The organism is Streptomyces sp. NPDC127114, from assembly GCF_042677525.1.
Taxonomy (GTDB): Bacteria; Actinomycetota; Actinomycetes; order Streptomycetales; family Streptomycetaceae; genus Streptomyces.
In genome coordinates this window covers 227,080-243,351 of sequence record NZ_JBHXTJ010000009.1, presented here as the reverse complement: position 1 = coordinate 243,351, position 16,272 = coordinate 227,080, and the positions used below count along the sequence as shown (strand labels likewise).

The 16,272-nt window shown below is 72.4% G+C and carries 14 protein-coding genes and 1 rRNA gene; 7 read left to right on the top strand and 8 right to left on the bottom strand.

Annotated features, from left to right (window positions below; genetic code table 11):
• Positions 1-93 (top strand): 5S ribosomal RNA (gene rrf / locus ACFVGS_RS12960); the annotation flags it as partial.
• A 102-nt stretch (positions 94-195) separates the two neighbouring features.
• Here the strand turns inward: rrf and ACFVGS_RS12955 are convergent.
• From ACFVGS_RS12955 to ACFVGS_RS12930, 6 genes are all read right to left on the bottom strand, one after another.
• The gene (locus tag ACFVGS_RS12955) at positions 196-1,491 is read right to left on the bottom strand and encodes a DUF58 domain-containing protein (RefSeq protein ID WP_384421433.1); all 1,296 of its coding nucleotides are present in this window, start codon (positions 1,489-1,491) and stop codon (positions 196-198) included.
• Between the two features lie 12 nt (positions 1,492-1,503).
• On the bottom strand, positions 1,504-2,487 hold the full coding sequence (locus tag ACFVGS_RS12950) for an AAA family ATPase (RefSeq protein ID WP_384421431.1): 984 nt from the start codon (positions 2,485-2,487) through the stop codon (positions 1,504-1,506).
• Entirely contained in the window at positions 2,484-3,680 is a 1,197-nt protein-coding gene (locus ACFVGS_RS12945) for a DUF4350 domain-containing protein (RefSeq protein ID WP_385692491.1), read from the bottom strand. Before ACFVGS_RS12945 ends, ACFVGS_RS12950 begins: the two co-directional genes overlap by 4 nt.
• On the bottom strand, positions 3,677-4,354 hold the full coding sequence (locus ACFVGS_RS12940; protein WP_384421427.1) for a DUF4129 domain-containing protein: 678 nt from the start codon (positions 4,352-4,354) through the stop codon (positions 3,677-3,679). The genes ACFVGS_RS12945 and ACFVGS_RS12940 overlap by 4 nt, the downstream gene beginning before the upstream one ends.
• A gap of 4 nt (positions 4,355-4,358) precedes the next feature.
• Positions 4,359-5,567 (bottom strand): hypothetical protein, encoded by a 1,209-nt coding sequence (locus tag ACFVGS_RS12935; protein ID WP_384421425.1) that lies wholly within the window; start codon positions 5,565-5,567, stop codon positions 4,359-4,361.
• 285 nt (positions 5,568-5,852) lie between these two features.
• Entirely contained in the window at positions 5,853-6,353 is a 501-nt protein-coding gene (locus ACFVGS_RS12930) for a YfbM family protein (RefSeq protein ID WP_385692490.1), read from the bottom strand.
• Positions 6,354-6,627: 274 nt separating this feature from the next.
• Between ACFVGS_RS12930 and mtrA the strand changes: the two genes are divergently transcribed.
• The 6 genes from mtrA (at position 6,628) to ACFVGS_RS12900 (ending at position 14,236) form a co-directional block, all read left to right on the top strand.
• Positions 6,628-7,305, top strand: coding sequence for a two-component system response regulator MtrA (gene mtrA / locus ACFVGS_RS12925; protein ID WP_030250475.1), 678 nt, complete (start codon positions 6,628-6,630; stop codon positions 7,303-7,305).
• Between the two features lies 1 nt (position 7,306).
• A complete protein-coding gene (gene mtrB, locus ACFVGS_RS12920; RefSeq protein WP_385692489.1) occupies positions 7,307-9,382 on the top strand; it encodes an MtrAB system histidine kinase MtrB in 2,076 nt (691 codons plus the stop codon).
• Between the two features lie 97 nt (positions 9,383-9,479).
• Positions 9,480-11,246, top strand: a complete 1,767-nt coding sequence (locus tag ACFVGS_RS12915) for an LpqB family beta-propeller domain-containing protein (RefSeq protein WP_385692498.1) — start codon at positions 9,480-9,482, stop codon at positions 11,244-11,246.
• Between the two features lie 164 nt (positions 11,247-11,410).
• Positions 11,411-12,277 carry a ComF family protein gene (locus tag ACFVGS_RS12910; protein WP_385692488.1) on the top strand — a complete coding sequence of 289 codons (867 nt, stop codon included), beginning with the start codon at positions 11,411-11,413 and terminating at the stop codon, positions 12,275-12,277.
• A 294-nt stretch (positions 12,278-12,571) separates the two neighbouring features.
• On the top strand, positions 12,572-13,252 hold the full coding sequence (gene hpf / locus ACFVGS_RS12905) for a ribosome hibernation-promoting factor, HPF/YfiA family (protein WP_384421416.1): 681 nt from the start codon (positions 12,572-12,574) through the stop codon (positions 13,250-13,252).
• 228 nt (positions 13,253-13,480) lie between these two features.
• Entirely contained in the window at positions 13,481-14,236 is a 756-nt protein-coding gene (locus ACFVGS_RS12900) for a response regulator (protein WP_384421414.1), read from the top strand.
• 10 nt (positions 14,237-14,246) lie between these two features.
• Here the strand turns inward: ACFVGS_RS12900 and ACFVGS_RS12895 are convergent, their stop codons facing one another.
• Positions 14,247-15,410: a winged helix-turn-helix domain-containing protein gene (locus tag ACFVGS_RS12895; protein WP_384421412.1), complete on the bottom strand. Its 1,164-nt coding sequence runs from the start codon at positions 15,408-15,410 to the stop codon at positions 14,247-14,249.
• An 89-nt stretch (positions 15,411-15,499) separates the two neighbouring features.
• The gene (locus tag ACFVGS_RS12890; protein ID WP_385692487.1) at positions 15,500-16,084 is read right to left on the bottom strand and encodes a GNAT family N-acetyltransferase; all 585 of its coding nucleotides are present in this window, start codon (positions 16,082-16,084) and stop codon (positions 15,500-15,502) included.
• Positions 16,085-16,272 lie beyond the last annotated feature (188 nt).

Here is a 16,272-nt window from a genome sequence, read left to right as displayed (position 1 = left end):
ACGCCCGGTTACATTCCGAACCCGGAAGCTAAGCCTTTCAGCGCCGATGGTACTGCAGGGGGGACCCTGTGGGAGAGTAGGACGCCGCCGAACAATCATTGTGGGAAAGCCCCGCACCTTATGGTGCGGGGCTTTTCTGCGTTTACGGGCCGTTCCTCCCGTATTCCGGAAGGAGCCGGGCAGCGCAGCTCGGGATCAGAGCTTGCCGGCGGCCTTCAGGGCGAGATACGCGTCCGCGAGGGCCGGGGCCAGGTTGTCCGGGGTGGCGTCGACGACGGTGACGCCGTGGCGCTGGAGCTGTTCCGCGGTGCGGGCGCGCTGGGTCTGGGCCTGGGTCGCGGCGGCGGCCTCGTAGACGCCCTCGATCGTGCCGCGCGTACTCGCCATGCGGGCGACGTGCGGGTCGGAGGGGGAGGCCACCACGACCGTGTGGCGCTGTGTGAGCTGAGGGAGGACGGGCAGCAGGCCCTCTTCCACCGGAGCTGCGTCGAGGCTGGTGAGCAGCACGACGAGGGAGCGGCGCGGGGCGCGGGCCAGAGCGGTGGCGGCGAGGCCACGGGCGTCGGTCTCCACGAGTTCCGGTTCGAGGTTGGCCAGGGCGTCGACCACGGCCGGCAGGACGTCGCTCGCCGAGCGGCCCTGGACCTGGGCGCGGAGGCGGCGGTCGTACGCCACGAGGTCGACGCGGTCGCCGGCGCGGGAGGCCAGGGCGGTGAGGAGGAGTGCGGCGTCCATCGCGGCGTCGAGGCGGGGAACGTCGCCGACGCGGCCGGCGGAGGTGCGGCCGGTGTCGAGGACGACGAGGATGTGACGGTCGCGTTCGGGGCGCCAGGTGCGGACGGCGACCGTGGTCTGCCGGGCGGTGGCGCGCCAGTCGATGGAGCGGATGTCGTCGCCTGGGACGTACTCGCGGAGGCTGTCGAACTCGGTGCCCTCGCCGCGGGTGAGGACGCTGGTGCGGCCGTCGAGTTCGCGCAGGCGGGCGAGGCGCGAGGGCAGGTGCTTGCGGCTGGTGAACGGTGGGAGTACACGGACCGTCCAGGGGACCTGGTGGTTGCCCTGGCGGGCGGCGAGGCCGAGGGGGCCGTAGGAGCGGACGGTGACGCGTTCGGCGCGGCGGTCACCGCGGCGGGTGGGCCGCAGGGCCGTGGTGATGCGGCGGCGTTCGCCGGCGGGGACCGTCAGCTCCTGGCGGTCGGGGCTCTGGGCGCTGCTCGGGGGCCAGGCGTCGCGGAGCTGGGCGCGCAGGCGGCGGCGGGACGGGTTGGTGACGGTGAGCTGGACTTCGGCACCGTCACCCAATCGAACTGATGTATCACCATTTCGGGTGAACTGGAGCGTTCGCACTGGCGCGGCCATCGCGTAGTCGCACAGAATTGCGAGTGTGAGCGGAGCGTTCACCGCGAGCATCCCGGTCCAGCTGGGAGCGAGGATGCCCACGGGGAGCGACCCGATGGCGGCGAGCAGGGCGGTTCGTCCGGTGAGGGCCATGGGGTGCCGTTCTCAGCGGGGTACGGGGACGTGGGCGAGGATCGAGTTGAGGACGGAGTCGGAGGTGACTCCCTCCATCTCGGCCTCGGGCCGCAGTTGGATGCGATGACGCAGGGTCGGCAGGGCCAGGGCCTTCACGTCGTCCGGGGTGACGTAGTCCCGGCCGGTGAGCCAGGCCCAGGCTCGGGCGGTGGAGAGCAGGGCGGTGGCTCCTCGGGGGGAGACGCCGAGAGTGAGCGAGGGGGATTCACGCGTGGCACGGCAGATATCGACGACATAGCCGGCGATCTCGGCGGAGACCGAGACCTTGGCGACGGCTTCGCGGGCGGCCTCGAGTTCGGCGGGGCCGGCGACGGGGCGGACTCCGGCGGCCTTCAGGTCGCGGGGGTTGAAGCCCTGGGCGTGCCGGGTGAGGACGCTGATCTCGTCCTCGCGTGAGGGCAGTGGGACCGTCAGCTTCAGCAGGAAGCGGTCGAGTTGGGCCTCGGGCAGCGGATAGGTGCCTTCGTACTCGACGGGGTTCTGCGTCGCGGCGACGAGGAACGGCTCGGGCAGCGGGCGGGGCGTTCCGTCCACGGTGACCTGGCGCTCCTCCATGGCCTCCAGGAGCGAGGACTGGGTCTTCGGGGGCGTGCGGTTGATCTCGTCCGCGAGCAGCAGATTGGTGAACACCGGGCCGGGCTGGAAGGAGAACTCGGCGGACCGGGTGTCGTAGACGAGCGAGCCGGTGATGTCGCTCGGCATCAGATCGGGGGTGAACTGGACGCGCTTGGTGTCGAGTTCGAGCGCGGAGGCGAGAGCGCGCACCAGGAGGGTCTTCGCGACGCCGGGGACTCCTTCGAGCAGGACGTGGCCCTTGCACAGGAGGGCGACGACGAGACCGGTGACGGCGGGGTCCTGGCCGACCACGGCCTTCCCGATCTCGGTGCGCAGGGCCTCCAGGGAGGCGCGGGCGCCGTCCGAGCTCGTAGCGGTCTCAGGGGTCGGGGCGCTCATGAGGTGCGTACCTCTCTTTCGAGGGCGTCGAGTTGGTCCGCGAGGCGGACGAGGGCGGCGTCGTCGGCGGGAGCCGGGCCGAAGAGGAGGACCCGGTGGACCGCGGGGGCCGCGGGGAGCCGGGCCGAGAGTGCGGAGAGGAGCAGATCGGGGGAGTGGGCGTCCTTGCCGGGGACGCCGAGGAGCGGGGCGAGCCGGTCGCGGGTCGCGGTGCGCAGGACGGTGGCCGCGCGGTCGCGGGCGTCGGTCTTGCGGTAGAGGCGGGCGCGGCCCTCGGTGGTCTCGGAGGCGCGGATGGCGACGGGAAGCCGTTCGGGCACGAGGGCGCCGAGGCGGCGGCCGCGCCAGACGGCGGCGAGGACGGCCGCGACGGCGAGCTGGAGGGTGCCCCACAGCCAGCCGGAAGGAATCAGTTCGAGGAAGGTGGCTTCGGGGTCCTGCGGGGCCTCGGTGGCGCCGGACACGTCGGTGAGTGAGGGGAGGTACCAGACGAGATGCGGCCGGGAGCCGAGGAGTTGCAGCGCGAGGGAAGCGTTGCCCTGTTGGGCGAGGCGCTTGTTGAAGAGGAGTTCGGGGGAGCCGAGGAGGACCGTGTCGGCCGTGCCGCTGCCCGGGAGGCGGACGAGGGTGGGCAGGCCGTCGGAGAGGTAGCAGGAGTCGGCGGTGGTCGTGCCGGTGCGGTAGCGCTCGCCGCCGAGGTCTGCGCTTCCGGCGCGGGTCGCGGCGGGCAGTGTGCAGGCGGGCTCGAGAGGGGTGACGGCCACGCTCAGGGCGGTGCTCGTGCCGGGCGCGAGGGTGCCGAGGGAGGACGGGCCGGGGCCCAGGAGGACGGTGCGGCCGGCGGAGCTGGTCATCGCCCGGCGCAGCGTGGCCTGTTGCTCCGGCGTGAGCAGGTCGGGGCTCGTCACCAGCAGGGTGGTGTCGGCGCCGGTGGCGTCGGTCGCCTCGGTGAGGGTCTCGGCGACGTCGACGGTCACGCCCTCGGCCTTGAGGAGTTCGGCGACGGCGCGACTGCCGTAGGGGTCGGCGGAGCGGGGGTCGAGGCGGCCGTGGTGGCCGCTGGAGCGCATCGTGGCCAGGACGATGCCGCCGATCAGCAGCAGGGCGAGCACCAGGAGGGCGCTTCGGGCCCGGTTCCAGATCTGACGGGGCGTGAGCGAGGTCGAGGTGCTGGTCGTGGCCGGCCGGCTCATCGGGGCGCCTCCGTGAAGCCGGTGGCGGCGGTCGTGGCGAGCGTCGGCTTCGTCCGCTCCAGGGCGCTGTCCAGCTGCTCGACGCGGCGGTACGCGGGTTCGTCGGCGCTGCGGCCGCCATACGTGACGTCGTCGAAGGCGCGGGCAGCGGCGCGCAGTCCCTCGGCGTGGGCCGGCAGGGATCGGCCTGCTTCGGCGGCGGCTTCGTCGGCGGTGCGGCCCGGGCGCGGGTCGAGGAGGGTGCGTTCCTCGAGGGAGCGGACGATGGCCCGCATGCGTTCCTGGACGGCCTGGTTCCACTGGCCGGCCGAGGCGTGGCGGCCGGCGGCGGCGCGGTGTTCGGCGGCGGTGCGGGGGCCGTCGTCGAAGAGGGAGTCGCCGGCGGTGGCGGGCGTGCGGTGGGGGGTGCCGAGGCGCCACCAGAGGGCGGCGATCAGGGCGAGCACGACGACGGCGACGGCCACGACACCGACGACACCTCCGGGCGTCGCTCCGGCGGCGCTGTCGAAGAGGCCGCCGACCCAGTCCCAGAAGCGGTCGAGGCCGCGCTGGAGAAGGCTGGGATCGTTCTCGTGGTACATCGGCTCGGACAGTTCGCGTTCCGCCGCCTCCCGGGCGGGGACGCGCGGTATGTCCACCGGTGTGTCACCGGCCGTGCCCCCCGTGATCGTCACGCCATCAGCCTCCGTAGCCGGGGAGTCCGGCGGCACGGGCGAGTTCGAGGTCGAGGGCCTCGCGGCGGATGCGCTGGTCGATGTAGAGGAGGACCGCCACGCCCGCGGAGAGCGGGTAGGTGAGGGCGCCGGTGATGACTCCGCCGATGCCCGTGATGATCAGGAACGCCCAGCTGGTCTCCGGGACGGTGCCGTTCATGAGGTCGCTGATGCCGTCGCCGGCGACGGCCATCGCGATGAAGACGAACGGAAGCGCGACGATCATCGTGAAGAGGAAGATCAGCAGCTGGGTGAGGAGGCTGATGCCGAAGATGCGCCACCAGGAGCCCTGCACCAGCTTGGCCGAGCGCTTCAGGGCCTTCATGACGCCCTGACGCTCCAGCATGAGCGCGGGAGAGGCCAGGGACAGACTGATCGTCAGCCAGATCACGGCCACGAAGGCGCAGGCGCCGCCGACGAAGGCGAGGGCGTCTCCGGCGTCACCGCCGAGGAGCAGCCCCGGCAGAAGGCCGACGAACATGATGGCGCCGGCCGCCAGCGGTACCAGCAGGGTCAGCCCGAGCAGCTGGAGCAGCCGCGGGCGGGCCTCCCGCCACGCGTCGCCGAGGGTGACGGGGCGGCCGAGGACGGCGCGGCTGATGACGACGGTGAGCAGCGCGGAGCTGAAGAGCCCGGCGGCGATCATGATGGCGTACGTCGGGCCCATGCCGATGAGGCTGCTCTTCAGGGATTCGAGGCTCTGGGAGAGCCGCTCGGCCGGGCTGGCGTCCCGGTCGATCGCCACGGGCGCGGGGGCGAGATAGCGCTGGGCGAGGATGTCCGCGACCTGCACGACGACCGCGACGGTGATGGTGACGGCCAGGACGGTCTGCCAGTAGCGGCGCATGGTCGTCACGGCGCCGTCGAGGATGTCGCCCAGGGTCAGCGGGCGCAGCGGGATCACGCCGGGCTTCGCGGGCGGCGGCGCTCCCCAGTGGCCGTACGGGGGCCGGCCCCAGCCGGTGCCGCCGTGCGCGGGCGCCGGAGGCGGCGGCGGGGCGTCGTGGCCGGGAGCGGTCGGAGGCTGCCACTGACCGGCGGGCGGCTGGTTGCTGGACCACTGCGGGGCAGGGCCGTTCGCGTCGCCGGGCGAGGCGGGCCGGGGGACGCCGGCGCCGTCGTGGCCGTCGGAGGGAGCAGATCCGGGCGAGGTCCAGCCCGGAGTGTCGTTCACGGTCGTCCACCTCGAGGAATGGTCGCGGGGCCGGATCGCCGAACCGGCTCGGTCTCTGCAGCCGTACGCCTGTCGGGGCGGCGGGCCGGGAGCCATCGTGCCACGCGGGCCCCGCCGACGGGCGGGCCCGACCCTTCTGGGGCCCCTTCCTTACGGGGCGGGCCGCGGGCAGACCGTGCGGACGCCGATCAATGCGGGCGAACAGGAGACGGGACGGGGCCGACGGTGAGGCGGTCGGGAGCGTGGGGGTCGCCGTTGTCGCCTCGGTGGCCGAGATGCGTACGGTCAGTCCAGCCAGACGATGACGGCGTGGCCCTCCTCTGCTGCCGCCGCGAAGTACTCGGTCAGGCCGGCGAACCAGTCTCGGCCCCATTCCAGAGAAGCCCGGTCTTCCCAACCCAAGGGGTAGATCTCCGCAGTGACCAGGTCCCGCGGGTCGACGTCGGAGATGAGCTGGTCGTAGGTCAGGCGGCTCAGGGCCTCTGCTCCAAGCCGGACGCGGTCCGCGGGAAGGTACTGCGGCGGGCCGTATCCCCAGTCCTCGGCCTTGCCGAGGGGCTCTTCCCCGTAGATGACGTCCACAGGGAAGCCGCGGCGCTCCAGCAGGAAGCCCAGCAGGTGCCAGGCCTGGTAGGTCGAGAAGTGGCGGGCCTCGGCCGGTGACGGCTCCGACCCGTCGACGGCATCCTGCGTCTCGTCGATGTAGTCGAATGCCCAGTCCGGATCCCGGGTCGCGCGCTCCAGCTCGGCCGCGGTCACCCGGAAGTATTCGCCGATCATGCTCATGGCCGGATGCTAGGTGTCTCCGCTGACAACGTCCGGTCGGGAGTCGGGCGGGCTGGGTGGGGGATTGATTGAGCCAGTCTTCCCATAGGCCGTAGCGGGTAGCTCGGGGTACGGTTCTGGGCGACCACGGGGGGCACGAGGCTGACATCCATGTCTGACATCGACACCCACAGACACCGGCGGTTCACGGCGGGCACACACGGGCGTCACCGCAGGTCAGTGAGGTATCTCACCAGCCGCCTTGAGACTGATACGGAAATGGGATGATGTCGATATGAAGGGACGCGTTCTTGTCGTCGATGACGACACCGCACTGGCCGAGATGCTCGGGATCGTGCTGCGAGGTGAAGGGTTCGAGCCGTCGTTCGTCTCTGACGGCGACAAGGCGCTCGCGGCGTTCCGGGAGGCCAAGCCGGACCTGGTGCTGCTCGACCTGATGCTGCCCGGGCGGGACGGCATCGAGGTGTGCCGGCTCATCAGGGCCGAGTCCGGTGTGCCGATCGTCATGCTCACGGCCAAGAGCGACACCGTCGACGTCGTGGTCGGACTGGAGTCCGGCGCCGACGACTACATCGTGAAGCCGTTCAAGCCGAAGGAGCTCGTCGCCCGTATCCGGGCGCGGCTGCGGAGGTCGGAGGAGCCGGCGCCCGAGCAGCTGGCCATCGGGGACCTGGTCATCGACGTGGCCGGTCACTCCGTGAAGCGGGACGGGCAGTCCATCGCCCTGACGCCGCTGGAGTTCGACCTGCTCGTCGCGCTCGCCCGCAAGCCGTGGCAGGTGTTCACGCGCGAGGTGCTCCTGGAGCAGGTCTGGGGCTACCGCCACGCGGCCGACACCCGTCTGGTGAACGTGCACGTGCAGCGACTGCGCTCGAAGGTCGAGAAGGACCCGGAGCGCCCGGAGATCGTGGTGACCGTCCGCGGTGTCGGTTACAAGGCGGGGCCGAGCTGACATGAGCGCAGGCAGTACTGCTCCGAAGGCCGGGGACTCGCGGGTCCGTACGGGGCGGGCTGCCGGACCGGGGCGGGGGGGCTCGCGTTTCGGCCGTCTGTTCCAGGACGGGACTCCGGGCGGGCCCGTGTTCCGGCTCGTCGTGCGCTGGGTGCGCCGTCCGCTGCTGCCCGCCGTACGGCTGTGGCGGCGCAACCTGCAGGTGCGCGTCGTCGCGGGCACCCTGCTCATGTCCCTCGGAGTCGTGCTGCTCCTCGGCCTGGTCGTCATCGGCCAGGTGCGCAACGGTCTGCTCGACGCCAAGGAGAAGGCCGCGCAGAGCCAGGCGGCCGGCGGGTTCTCGGCCGCCCAGGACCGGGCGGCGACCACGCCGTCCGCGCCGGGCGAGCAGGACGGCGGCCGCACCGGCGCGTCGGTGAACTGGCGCTCGACGCTGGTCGAGCAGCTCGCCAGCGGCGGCCAGAGCGCCTACAACGTGGTCGCGCTGTCCCTGGAGACGGGGGACACGGCCAGCCGCGGCGCCCGCGCGTCCGGCGAGGTCGACCCGACCACCAGCATCCCCGCCGACCTGCGGCACAACGTCGCGCAGGGCACCAGCACCTTTCAGAAGTTCGCGCGGATCCACTACACCAGCGGCAAGGCCTCCGAGCCGGGCCTGGTGATCGGCAAGCGGCTCAACGACGCCGACGGCACCCCGTACGAGCTGTACTACCTCTTCCCGCTGACGCAGGAGGAGGACTCCCTCGCCCTGGTCAAGGGCACCCTCGCCACGGCAGGACTGTTCGTCGTGGTGCTGCTGGGCGCGATCGCCTGGCTGGTGGTGCGCCAGGTCGTCACGCCGGTGCGGATGGCCGCGGGGGTCGCCGAGCGGCTTTCCGTCGGCAAGCTCCAGGAGCGGATGAAGGTCACCGGCGAGGACGACATCGCGCGCCTCGGCGAGGCCTTCAACAAGATGGCGCAGAACCTCCAGCTGAAGATCCAGCAGTTGGAGGACCTGTCGAGGATGCAGCGGCGGTTCGTCTCGGACGTCTCGCACGAGCTGCGCACCCCGCTGACGACCGTACGGATGGCGGCCGACGTCATCCATGACGCGCGGGCCGACTTCGACCCGGTGACGGCGCGTTCCGCCGAGCTGCTGGGCGACCAGCTCGACCGTTTCGAGTCGCTGCTGTCGGACCTGCTGGAGATCAGCCGGTTCGACGCGGGCGCCGCCGCGCTGGAGGCCGCGCCGATAGACCTGCGTGAGGTGGTACGGCGGGTGATCGGCGGCGCCGAGCCGCTGGCCGAGCGCAAGGGCAGCCGGATCGTCGTCGTCGGCGACGAGCAGCCGGTGGTGGCCGAGGCGGACGCCCGCCGGGTCGAGCGGGTGCTGCGCAACCTGGTCGTGAACGCCGTCGAGCACGGCGAGGGCCGGGACGTCATCGTGAAGCTGGCCGCCGCGGGCGGGGCCGTCGCCGTCGCCGTACGCGACTACGGCGTGGGCCTCAAGCCGGGCGAGGCGACCCGGGTGTTCAACCGGTTCTGGCGTGCCGACCCGGCACGCGCGCGTACCACCGGCGGTACGGGCCTCGGCCTGTCCATCGCGGTGGAGGACGCGCGGCTGCACGGCGGCTGGCTCCAGGCGTGGGGCGAGGCGGGCGGCGGTTCCCAGTTCCGGCTGACCCTGCCGCGGACGGCGGACGAGCCGCTGCGCGGCTCCCCGATCCCGCTGGAGCCGGAGGACTCGCGGCGCAACCGCGAGCAGGCGGCGGCCGGCGCGGCGACCGGATCGGGCCCGGGCCGGGGCACGGCCTCCGGTACGGGCTCCGCCGGCGGCGCAGCCGGTGCCGGGGCGCGGCTTTCCGCGGTGCCCGTGCAGCCGGCCGGGGACCGCCCGGCCCTGCCCGTACCGCCGCGGATGCCGCCGGCGCCGCGGGCCACGGTGGATCCGACGGCGCTGCCGGGCAGTGGCGCGCGCGTGGTGGCCCGCCCCTCGGAGCAGGCGGGGAGCACCGGGGCCGGGGGCGGCGACGGTGAGGGTGGTGAGGCGATGGCGTCGACGCGCGCGGAGCGGGAGGACGGTACTGGTGGGCGCTGACCTTCGAGGGAAGCGGGAGACCCTGGGGCGGGGAAGGCCGGTGCGCGGCGTGGTCCTCGCGGCGTGCGGTTCGCTGCTGGTGGCCGGGTGCGCGACCATGCCGGACAGCGGTGACGTACAGACCGTGAAGGCGTCCAACCCGGGTGACTCGCAGGTGCGCGTGTACGCCGTGGCGCCCCGTGAGAACGCCGATCCCGACGAGATCGTCGACGGCTTCCTCGAGGCCATGACGAGTGACGACCCCGGCTTCGCCACGGCGCGCAAGTACCTGACGCGGCAGGCCGCGCGGACGTGGAAGCCGGAGGAGAGCATCACGGTGCTCACCAACGCGCCGGGCCGCGACCAGGCCGACCGCATGGCCGATCCGGAGAACAAGGGGCGGACCTATCCGCTGTCCGGGCGGCAGATCGCGACGGTCGACGCGAGCCACGCGTACCAGCCGAAGGCGCCCGCCGAGTACAACCAGTCGATCCACGTCGTCCAGCAGCCCTCCGCGGACGGCAAGGGCAAGGAATGGCGCATCGACAACCTGCCGAAGGGCCTGGTGCTCGGCGAGGCGGACTTCCTGCGCAACTACCGCTCCGTCAACAAGTACTACTTCGCCTCCGGCGAGAACTGGGTGGTCGCCGACCCCGTCTACATCCGGCAGCGGCAGGACCCGGTCACCCGCATGGACCCGGTGACGCAGACCGTCAAGGCGCTCCTGGAGGGCCCGACGGGCTGGCTGGAGCCCGCCGTCGACTCGCGCTTCCCGTCCGGGACGGAGCTGCGCGAAGGCGTCACCACGCTCACGACGGACGACCAGTCGACGCTGAAGGTGCCGCTCAACGCCAAGGCCAACCACGTGAGCGCACTCGCCTGCAAGGGCATGGCGGCGCAGCTGCTGTTCACCCTGGGCGACCTGACGTCGGTGCGGGTCGAGCAGGTCGAGATCCAGGGCAGCAAGGGCGAGCGGCTGTGCCTGCTCGGCAAGGGGCAGGCGCGCGACGAGTTCTCGCCGGTCCGGAACCCGGGCCGGGGTGAGAACCCGTACTTCGTCGACGAGCACGGCAAGCTGATGATGCTGTCGGTCGACGGCCGGCAGCCCGACAAGCCGGCCGAGGTGCCCGGCCCGTTCGGGAAGGGCGTGGTCGCGCTGCGGTCCGTCGCGGTGGACCGCGAGGAGAGCCACGCGGCGGCGGTCCTGCAGGAGGGACGGGAGCTGCGGGTCGGTTCGATCACCACCGACGAGGAACTGCCGGCGCCGGTCGTCACCAGTGCCGGGCTCAGGCCCGAGGACCGGCTGTCGGCGCCGAGCTGGGACGGCCGCGGCGACCTGTGGGTGGCCGACCGCAACCGGCTCAAGCCGCGCCTGTGGATGGTGCCCGGCGGCCAGGGCGAGCGGATCGAGGTCAGCACGCCCTGGCTGCGGGACGGCGCGCGCGTCGAGTCGCTGCGGGTCTCCGCCGACGGTGTGCGCATCGCGCTGCTCGTCACGAAGGGCGACCGCACCACCCTGCAGATCGGACGGGTCGAGCGGACCTTCGTCGAGGGCCGGCAGCACGTCGCCGTCACGGACCTGGAGAACGCGGCGCCGCGCCTGGAGTCCGTCACGGCCGTGTCGTGGGCGGGGCCGAGCCGGCTCGTCGTGGTCGGCACGGAGGCCGGTGGCGTGCAGCAGGTGCGGTACGTGCAGACGGACGGCTCGACCTCGGCCACGTCGGTGCTGCCGGGCCTGAACGGCGTCGACGCGGTGGCCGCGCCGCACGGCGAGCAGGCTCCGGTGGTCGCGGACTCCGGCAACGACGGCATCGTGCGACTCGCGCCCGGCGCGAACTGGCAGCCCGTCGTCAAGGAGGGCGGCTCGCCGGTCTACCCGGGCTGAGCCGTCCGACGGCGGTCCGCGCCTGCTCCTGTCGTCGATCGCGACGATCGGCGGGGCCGGTCGGCTCCGGTCGTTCGTCCGCAAAGGGTCCTCCCCCGGAAGTTGTCCACAGGCGGTTGTCCACAGGGGTGGCCGGAGGGCCCTGCGTGGAGGACAGTGGAGCCATGCGGGGGTGGTGGCGAGAGGTCGCCGGGCTGGTGCTGCCGGTCTCCTGCGGAGGCTGCGGGAGACCCCGTACGGCGCTGTGCCCGTCGTGCGAGGCCGAGCTGACCGGGACCGGGCCGTGCCGTGTGCGGCCGTCGCCGGAGCCTCGGGGACTGCCTGATGTGTACGCGGCGGCGGCGTACGAGGGCGGGGCGCGGGCGCTGCTCCTCGCCCACAAGGAGCGCGGCGCACTGCCGCTCGCCGCTCCTCTGGGCGCGGCGCTTGCCGGGGCCGTGACGGCCGCCGCCGGGGGCCTGGGCGCGGGCGGGAGCGGTTCGCTGCTCCTCGTACCGGTGCCGTCCTCGCGGCGCTCCGTGCGGGCGCGTGGCCATGATCCGACACGGCGGATCGCGCTGGCGGCGGCCGGGCGGCTGCGGCGTACGGGCCGGGCGGCGCGGGTGCTTCCGGTGCTGCGGCAGCGCCGGGCGGTGGCGGACCAGTCGGGGCTGGGGGCGCGGGGAAGGCTCGCGAACCTGGCGGGGGCCCTGGCGGTGGCCCCGGGCGGCGGACGGCTGCTGGGCGAGGCCGTGCGGGCGGGCGGTCGTGTGGTGCTCGTGGACGACCTGATGACCACCGGTGCGTCGCTCGCTGAGGCGGCGCGAGCGGTCGCGGAGGCGCTCACGGCGGAGGCTGCGGCGACGGGTTCGGGCGCCGGCGGCGTACATCCGTCGTTCATGTTTCCCGGATTAGCGGCGGCCCCGAAGGGAGGCGTGACGGAAGGGCTTTTCGAACGGCCGACGGCTGCGGTGATCGCATCTTCTCCGTCCTCGTTCGAAATAAACAGGAACTCTCCGAGAAGTTGCATCGTTGCAGGTGGTGAGAGGTGAAAACACCCGAACGGAGGTAACTGGCTCCAGCGGGTGCCGACACCCGTCCGAACGAGCTATGTTCGGTTGTGAGGAATGGCGAATGCCACGGCCTCACCGAATGCACGGGTGCGCCTACAGGACAGGAGTTCAGGGCGAATTAACCTCGGGTTGGTGGGGTGGGGAGCTTGTCGGCTGGGGAGGAGGAGGTCAGGTCGCCAAGTCCGAGACTCCGGTAATCGCCGGAGTCTGGTGCAAAGGGAGAAGCTCGCCGGCCAAGGAGCCGGACCGAGCGATCCGGGAACGGAGTTCTGCGTGGACATCGTCGTCAAGGGCCGCAAGACCGAGGTGCCCGAGCGGTTCCGGAAGCACGTGGCCGAGAAGCTGAACCTGGAGAAGATCCAGAAGCTTGACGCCAAGGTGATCAGCCTCGACGTCGAGGTGTCCAAGGAGACCAATCCGCGGCAGGCCGACCGGTCCGACCGCGTCGAGATCACCGTCCATTCCCGAGGCCCGGTGATCCGGGCGGAAGCCGCCGCGGGCGACCCGTACGCAGCGCTCGACCTCGCTCACGGCAAGCTCGAGGCGCGACTGCGCAAGCAGCACGACAAGCGCTTCACCCGACGTGGCGCCGGCAGGCTGTCGGCCGCCGAGGTGGGCGACGTGGTGCACGGCGCCGCCCAGATCAACGGCAGTGGCCAGCTGGTCGCCGACGAGGGCGAGGGCGTGCCCACCAGGATGATGGGTTCGATCGAAGTCCAGGGCGAGGGACCGCTGGTGGTCCGGGAGAAGACCCACACGGCCGCCCCGATGACCCTCGAGCAGGCGCTCTACGAAATGGAGCTGGTCGGGCACGACTTCTATCTCTTCGTCGACTCCGACACCAAGCAGCCGAGCGTCGTCTACCGGCGACACGCGTACGACTACGGCGTCATCCACCTCGAGACCGACCCGCTCGCCCAGGGTGGCGGCGCGGGCGGCGCGCTCGGCGGCTGACGCCCCGGGGCCGTACCCCGGCCGAGGACCATGACACGGTGCCCCTGAAGCGCCCCGCGCGCTCCCAGGGGCACCCCTGTGCGCCCGTGTGCCACCACGGGATCCCCGCGCGGGCGCCGGGGCATGAAATCATGGCGTGCACGCCAACCGGTGCTCCCCGAGCAGCGGTTGGGGCCTATAGCGAAACCAGTACACGACTTCAGGCCACGGCCTTCAGGGGGAGGAACGATGGCGGACGGCTTCGGGCCGGTGCACAGCGGGCGAGGGCTCGACGGCACGATGAACCCGGAGGGAATGGATTCGGCCAACGGCACGTCAAGAGACGAGCCCATCCGGGTCCTTGTCGTGGACGATCACGCCCTTTTCCGCCGCGGTCTGGAGATCGTCCTCGCTCAGGAAGAGGACATCCAGGTCGTCGGCGAGGCGGGTGACGGCGCCGAAGCCGTCGACAAAGCGGCCGATCTCCTGCCCGACATCGTCCTGATGGACGTCCGGATGCCGAAGCGGGGCGGAATCGAGGCCTGCACCTCCATCAAGGAGGTCGCCCCCAGCGCGAAGATCATCATGCTGACGATCAGCGACGAGGAGGCCGACCTCTACGACGCGATCAAGGCGGGCGCGACCGGCTACCTCCTGAAGGAGATCTCCACCGACGAGGTCGCCACCGCGATCCGGGCCGTCGCCGACGGCCAGTCGCAGATCAGCCCGTCGATGGCGTCGAAGCTGCTCACCGAGTTCAAGTCGATGATCCAGCGCACCGACGAGCGCAGGCTGGTGCCCGCGCCGCGGCTGACCGACCGCGAGCTGGAGGTGCTGAAGCTCGTCGCGACGGGGATGAACAACCGGGACATCGCCAAGGAGCTGTTCATCTCCGAGAACACGGTGAAGAACCACGTGCGCAACATCCTGGAGAAACTGCAGCTGCACTCCCGGATGGAGGCGGTGGTCTACGCGATGCGGGAGAAGATCCTCGAGATCCGCTGACCTCGGCCGCCTAGCCGAGGGCCTTGACCAGATCGGGCGCCAGTTCCGGAGCGTCGACGCGCTCCACCGCCACCGCGTCGCAGCCCACCCACTCCGCGGCCTCGCGCAGGGCCTGGGCCACCGCGGGCACCGCCTTGGGGCCGTCCAGCGTGACCTGCCGGGCGACCAGGGTCCGGCCGTCCCGCGCCGGGTCCACGCGGCCCACCAGACGGCCGCCGGCCAGGACGGGCATCGCGAAGTACCCGTACACCCGCTTCTGCTTCGGCACGTAGGCCTCCAGGCGGTGCGTGAAGCCGAAGATCCGCTCGGTGCGGGGCCGCTCCCAGATCAGCGAGTCGAACGGCGAGAGCAGCGTCGTACGGTGCCGGCCGCGCGGCTCGGTCGCCAGCGCCGCCGGGTCGGCCCAGGCCGGCTTGCCCCAGCCCGCCACCGTCACCGGCACCAGACCCGAGTCGGCCACCACCGCGTCGAAGGCCTCGCCCTTGATCCGGTGGTAGTCGGCGATGTCCGCGCGGGTGCCGACGCCGAGGGCCTCGCCCGCCTGCCGTACGAGCCGGCGCAGACACTCCGTGTCGTCCATGTCGTCGTGCAGCAGCGCGTCCGGGATCGCCCGCTCGGCCAGGTCGTACACCCGCTTCCAGCCGCGCCGCTCGGTGACCACCACCTCGCCGTACATCAGCGCCCGCTCGACGGCGATCTTCGAATCCGACCAGTCCCACCACTCGCCCTTGTTCTTGGCGCCGCCGAGCTCGGTCGCGGTCTGCGGGCCCTCGCTCCTGAGCTGGGCGATCACCGCCTCGTACGCACCCTCCGACAGCTCGTGGGACCAGTGCGGGCGGTCGCGGTAGGCACGGCGGCGGAAGGCGAAGAGCGGCCACTCCTCGACGGGCAGGATGCAGGCGGCGTGCGACCAGTACTCGAAGGCGTGACCTTCGGTCCAGTACGCGTCCTCGACGGTCCGGCGGCCCACCGCGCCGAGGCGCGCGTAAGGAATCAGCTCGTGCGAGCGGGCCAGGACCGAGATGGTGTCCAGCTGGACCTGGCCGAGGTGACGCAGGACCCCCCGGACACCGGCCCGCCGGTCGGGCGCGCCGAGGAAGCCCTGGGCCCGCAGGGCGATCCGGCGGGCGTCGTCGGCGGACAGTTCGGCTGCGGGGCGCGGGGCGGTCGTCATGATCCCGACCCTAGACGGCGCCACTGACAACGCGCCGGGGTTTCGGCCGGTCCTCCGAAGGCACCCGCGGCCGGGCCCCGTACGGCCGCTCAGGCCTCCGCGTCGGCCTTCGCCGGGAGGTAGGGGAGCGGCGAGGGGAGGCCGAGGTCGGACGGGAGCAGGGAGGCGACCCAGGCGTCGCGGACCGTGCCCTTGTTGGTCAGACCTGCCCGCTCGACACCCTCCAAGGTGAAACCGGCCCGCTCGGCGACCGCCCGCGACGGCGTGTTGCCGATCTCTGCGCGCCACACCAGCCGGTGGACGCCGAGGGAGGTGAAGGCCCAGCGGGCGAGGGCGTCGACGACCTCCGTCATGTAGCCGTGGCCGCGGTGCTCCCTGACCAGCCAGAAGCCGACCTCCCGGACGCCCGGGCCCTTGGCGTGCAGACCGGCGGCGGCCACCAGCGGGCCGCCCTCCAGCGGCTCGACGGCGAAGCCGTACTCCCCGTCCTCGCGCCAGCCCTGCGGCACGAGGCGGTTCACGAAGAAGTCCGCGTCCGCGCGGGTGTACGGGGAGGGGACCTGGGTCCAGCGCTGGATCGCGGGGTCCTGACAGGCGGCGGTCACGGCGTCCACGTCCCCGGAGGTGAACGGGCGCAGGCGCAGGCGGTCGGTGGTGAGGGTGACGGGCTCCATGACGGAATTCTGGTGACCCGCCCGGGCCGATGCGAACACTTTTCGGGAGAGGGCGGCACCTTCCGGCACCCTCGAGCGTTCTCTCTTGAGCGAGGTGTCACGGGCGGCAGCGGGGCCCTCGGCACCGCGGCCGCACCGCTCCGGCACTGCGGGCCTCCCTCCACGAGGGCGGTCTCGCTTACGATGGC